Consider the following 4,545-nt stretch of genomic DNA (forward strand, 5'->3'; position numbering starts at 1 on the left):
CCGCCAATGGCCGGGTTGCAGGACATCTCGCCGATGGTCTCCAGCCTATGGGTCAGCAACAGGGTGCGCGCGCCCATGCGGGCCGAAGCCGTGGCGGCTTCGCAGCCCGCATGGCCGCCGCCAATGACGATCACGTCCCACGAGGATGAGGGTGGAGGGTTGGAGTTCACGCCGTCGCCTTGAAGCAAGACGCCCCCGCGCAGGCGGGGGCGAGCCCGTCCTATATAGGCGATGGCGGCGGAAAGGTCGACGGGCCGCGCCGTCGCAATCGGCCTCAGACGAGGCCCGCCCCGGCCGACTGGGTGTTACCGCCATGCGCGCCCGGGTGTTTCACGTGGAACAATGGTCAAGCTTCGGCATGACCGTTTCACGTGAAACATCACTTGCCGATGCAGAAGCTCGAAAACACCCGGTCAAGCACATCCTCGGCGCCGATACGGCCGGTGATGCGGTCCAGGGCTCGGGCGGCCAGCCGCACATCCTCGGCCGCCAATTCTGGCTCCACCTCCGGCCCCGCCGCCCGCTCCAGCCGTCGCACCGCCTCGGCCAAGAGCTCCCGGTGTCGCAGCCGGGTCGCCGCCGGGGGCTCCGCCCCGCCCAGGGCTGTGCTGACCCGGTCGGCCAAGGCCTCCTCCAACCAGGTCAGGTCTTCTGGCAGCTTGGCGCTGAAGGCCCGACCCTCGCCCGATGCGATGGCCGCCCCCAGATCCCGCTTGGTGACCAGGATCAGGTCCCCGGGTTCCGGCCTCCCCGGAAGGCTCTCCAAGGTTTCCGTCACCCCATCCCGCAACCAGATGCGCAGATCAGCCCCGGCCCCCCAGGCCTGAGCCCGGCGCACCCCTTCGGCCTCGATCTCGTCTTCAGTGTCCCGCAGGCCCGCCGTGTCCGCCAGGATCACCTTGTAACCGGCCAGGATCAGGGGAACCTCGATAATGTCCCGGGTGGTGCCGGCCGTCGCGGTGACGATGGCCGCCTCCCGCCGCGCCAGCGCATTGAGCAGAGTGCTCTTACCGGCATTGGGCGCCCCCATCAGGGCGATCCGGTAGCCCGAGCGCACCTTCTCCCCCCGTTCGGTCTCCGCCGCCGCGGCGCGGAGCTCGGCGACCAGGGGGGTGAGCACCGGCGCGGCCCGGCGGGCCACATCGGCGGGGATCTCCTCGTCGGGAAAGTCAACGGCGGCCTCGAAGACCGCCAGGGCCTCGATCATCGACTCACGCCAACGGGTCTGGGCCCCGCTCAGGCGCCCCCCGACCTGATCCAGGGCCTGGCGACGCTGGGCGTCGGTCTCGGCCTCGATCAGGTCCGCGACCCCCTCGGCCTGGGCCAAGTCCAGCCGGCCGTTCTCAAAGGCCCGCCGGGTGAATTCCCCGGGCTCGGCCAGGCGCAGGCCCAGGGCGCTGAGCGCGCCCAGCACCCCGGCGACCACGGCCGGTCCCCCGTGCAGGTGAAGCTCAACGCTGTCCTCGCCGGTATAGCTGGCCGGACCGGGGAACCAGAGGGCCAGGGCCTCGTCCAGCAGGGCGCCCGTCCCATCCCGCAGGCGGCGCAGGGCCGCGCGGCGCGGCGCAGGCAGCCGTCCGCCCAGCTTCTTCAGGGCATCACCGGCTTGAGGCCCCGAGAGCCGGACCACCGCCACCGCCGCCCGCCCCGGCGCGGTGGCCGGGGCATAGATGGTGTCGCTCATTTGGGACGTGAGCCGCCGCCCATGGCGCCCTCGGCGGCGGCCGTCATCAGCTTTCTAAACTGCTCCTGCGCCCCCATTCCAAAGGTGGTCCAGGCCTTCATCAGCTCGTCCGGGGAGGCCATGGCCATATTGGCCTCCATGCGATTCTGCATCTCCTTGACCAGCCGATCATTAAGCTCGGTAACGTCGGGGAGGCCCAGAAAGGCCCGGGCCTCGGTGGGGGTGCAGTCGACTTCGACGGTCATCTTCATGGGGGTCTCCCTGCCCTTTGCCGGGCGTTGTGGCGACATTGTTGCGCAGGCTTGTTAGGCTTGGCGACCAGGGATCGGGTCACCCCTATCCTGACCGCATATGTCGATGAAACCAACGGGAGCAGATCATGGCCGGGCAAACCCTCGAGATTCAGACCGCTGACGGGACCTTTTCCGCCTATCTGGCCGTCCCCGCCCAGACCCCGGCGCCGGCAGTGGTGGTTCTGCAGGAGATATTCGGGGTCAATCAGGTGATGCGCGACATCTGTGATGACTATGCGGCCCAGGGCTATCTGGCCATCTGCCCGGACCTGTTCTGGCGCATCGAGCCCGGCGTGGACATCACCGACCAGTCCGAGGCGGAGTGGAAGAAGGCGTTTTCGCTGATGAACGCCTTTGATCCCGACCAGGGGCTGCGCGACATCCGGGCGGTGATCGACACCATCCGCAGTCATGAGGCCTGCACGGGCAAGGTCGGCGCCGTGGGCTTCTGCCTCGGCGGCCTGCTGGCATTCCTCACCGCCACCCGCACCGACGCCGACGCCAGCGTCGCCTATTACGGGGTCGGCATCGAACAGCGGACCGGCGAGGCCGAACGCCTGGCAGGCCCCCTGATGATGCATATCGCCGAGGAAGACCAGTTCGTGCCCAAGGCGGCTCAGGAGCTGATCCTCGCGGCCCTGAAAAACCACCCGCAGGTCCAGATTCACACCTATGGCGGCCGCGATCACGCCTTCGCCCGCAAGGGGGGCGAACACTATGACGCCGCCGACGCCCAACTGGCCGATGAGCGGACCCAGGCCTTCTTCAAGGCGAACCTGGTCTGATGCGCGCCATCCGCATCAGCCAGACCGGCGGTCCCGAGGTGCTGGAAGCCGTCGAGATCGAAACCCCCCGCCCAGGCCCCGGTGAAATCCTGGTCCGCAACCGGGCCATCGGCCTCAACTTCATCGACACCTATCATCGCACCGGCCTCTATCCGGTGAAGCTCCCCACTGGCCTCGGCATGGAGGGCGCCGGCGAGGTGGTTGAGGTGGGTGAGGGCGTCACCCGCTTCGCCGCCGGCGATCTGGCGGCCTATGCGTCCGGACCCATCGGCGCCTATGCCGAACACCATGTGGTCAAGGCCGACCGGGCCGTGCGGCCGCCGGCCGGGATCACCGCAGAGGTGGCCGCCGCGGCCCTGCTCAAGGGCATGACCGCGGAGTTCCTGCTGCGCCGTTGCTTCGTCGTTCAGCCGGGCCAGACCATCCTGGTCCATGCCGCCGCCGGCGGGGTGGGCTCGATCCTGGTCCAGTGGGCCAAGGCCCTGGGGGCCGTGGTCATCGCCACCGTCGGGTCGCCGGACAAGGCGGACCGCGCCAGACGCCTCGGCGCCGATCACGCCATCCTCTATCGCGACCAGGACGTGGCCGCCGAAGTTCGGAAGATCACTGAGGGGGCCGGCGTGCCTGTGGTCTATGATTCCGTCGGCGCGGCCACCTTCGAGGCCAGCCTGAAGAGCCTGGCCCGCCGGGGGCTGATGGTCTCCTATGGCAACGCCTCGGGGCCGGCGCCGGCCATCCTGCCGGCCCGCCTGTCACAGCTCGGCTCGGTCTTCCTGACCCGACCGACCCTGTTTGACTATGTGGCCACCACCGAGGAGCTGGACGCCAGCGCCGGGGCCCTGTTCGCAGCGATCGCCAGCGGCCAGGTGCGGATCGACATCGGCCAGACCTTCCCCCTGGCCGAAACCCGGGCGGCTCATGAGGCGATGGAGGGCCGCGAGACCATCGGCGCCTCCCTACTCATCCCCTAGCGCCAGCCCAAAGGATCCAAGACATGGACAGCTTTTCCCAGTGGCACTGGCTGATCCTGGCGGTGTGGCTCTTCCTGATCATCTTCCCCATTGGGAAGATCCTCTCGCGCATGGGCATACCCTGGGCGGTGGCCTTTCTGACCCTCGTCCCCGTGGTCAACCTGGTGATGCTCTGGGTGGTGGCCTTCATCAAATGGCCAAAGGATCACGTCCCGCCGGTCAGCTGACGTTTCACGTGAAACAGGGCGTGGCTTTGCCGGTTTCGCCGAAGGCTGAAAACAAAAAAGGGGACACGAAGGACACAAAGAAAGCCAAGGACACGAAGGCCTCCGCGGCCTCGTCTTTGTGTCCTTTGCGATCCTTCGTGTCCTTCGTGTCACCCCTTTAAGCGCCTGCGGCGCAATAGAGCTGGGGGAGGCGCGCGACCACAGCCGCTCGCCCCACCGCTTCAGGTGTTCATCGACTGGAAGAAGTCGTCGTTGTTCTTGGCGTTGCGGAGCTTGTCGAGCAGGAACTCGATGGCGTCCTGCGCCCCCATGGGGTTGAGGATCCGGCGCAGCACATAGGTCTTCTGCAGCTGATCCTTCGGCGTGATCAGCTCTTCCTTGCGGGTGCCGGACTTGAGCACGTCGATGGCCGGGAAGATGCGCTTGTCAGCGACCTTGCGGTCGAGGACGATTTCCGAGTTACCCGTGCCCTTGAACTCTTCGAAGATGACCTCGTCCATCCGGCTCCCGGTGTCGATCAGGGCGGTGGCGATGATGGAGAGCGAGCCGCCCTCCTCCACAGTCCGCGCCGCGCCGAAGAAGCGT

6 protein-coding genes and 1 pseudogene are annotated in these 4,545 nt (G+C 67.8%); 3 read left to right on the forward strand and 4 right to left on the reverse strand.

Features of this window, described 5'->3' with window-relative positions; all coding sequences use genetic code 11:
* The 3 genes from Q7V15_RS05140 to Q7V15_RS05150 form a co-directional block, all read right to left on the reverse strand.
* On the reverse strand, window positions 1–170 hold a 170-nt coding region (locus Q7V15_RS05140; protein WP_304754339.1), incomplete at its 3' end, for an FAD-dependent oxidoreductase.
* A 209-nt stretch (window positions 171–379) separates the two neighbouring features.
* Window positions 380–1,684, reverse strand: a complete 1,305-nt coding sequence (mnmE, locus tag Q7V15_RS05145) for a tRNA uridine-5-carboxymethylaminomethyl(34) synthesis GTPase MnmE (RefSeq protein ID WP_304754330.1) — start codon at window positions 1,682–1,684, stop codon at window positions 380–382.
* Window positions 1,681–1,935 (reverse strand): DUF6489 family protein, encoded by a 255-nt coding sequence (locus tag Q7V15_RS05150; RefSeq protein WP_304754332.1) that lies wholly within the window; start codon window positions 1,933–1,935, stop codon window positions 1,681–1,683. Before Q7V15_RS05150 ends, mnmE begins: the two co-directional genes overlap by 4 nt.
* Window positions 1,936–2,063: 128 nt before the next feature.
* On the opposite strand from Q7V15_RS05150, the gene Q7V15_RS05155 reads away from it, so the two are divergent.
* The 3 genes from Q7V15_RS05155 to Q7V15_RS05165 are packed head-to-tail and all read left to right on the forward strand — an operon-like array spanning window position 2,064 to window position 3,960.
* A complete protein-coding gene (locus Q7V15_RS05155; protein ID WP_304754335.1) occupies window positions 2,064–2,762 on the forward strand; it encodes a dienelactone hydrolase family protein in 699 nt (232 codons plus the stop codon).
* Window positions 2,762–3,733 carry a quinone oxidoreductase gene (locus Q7V15_RS05160; protein WP_304754336.1) on the forward strand — a complete coding sequence of 324 codons (972 nt, stop codon included), beginning with the start codon at window positions 2,762–2,764 and terminating at the stop codon, window positions 3,731–3,733. The genes Q7V15_RS05155 and Q7V15_RS05160 overlap by 1 nt, the downstream gene beginning before the upstream one ends.
* A gap of 23 nt (window positions 3,734–3,756) precedes the next feature.
* Window positions 3,757–3,960, forward strand: a complete 204-nt coding sequence (locus Q7V15_RS05165) for a hypothetical protein (protein ID WP_304754338.1) — start codon at window positions 3,757–3,759, stop codon at window positions 3,958–3,960.
* Between the two features lie 221 nt (window positions 3,961–4,181).
* Here Q7V15_RS05165 and Q7V15_RS05170 read toward each other — a convergent pair.
* Window positions 4,182–4,545: pseudogene (locus Q7V15_RS05170) on the reverse strand (transcription termination factor Rho); the annotation flags it as partial.

The organism is Phenylobacterium sp. (genome assembly GCF_030651755.1).
Lineage (GTDB): Bacteria > Pseudomonadota > Alphaproteobacteria > Caulobacterales > Caulobacteraceae > Phenylobacterium.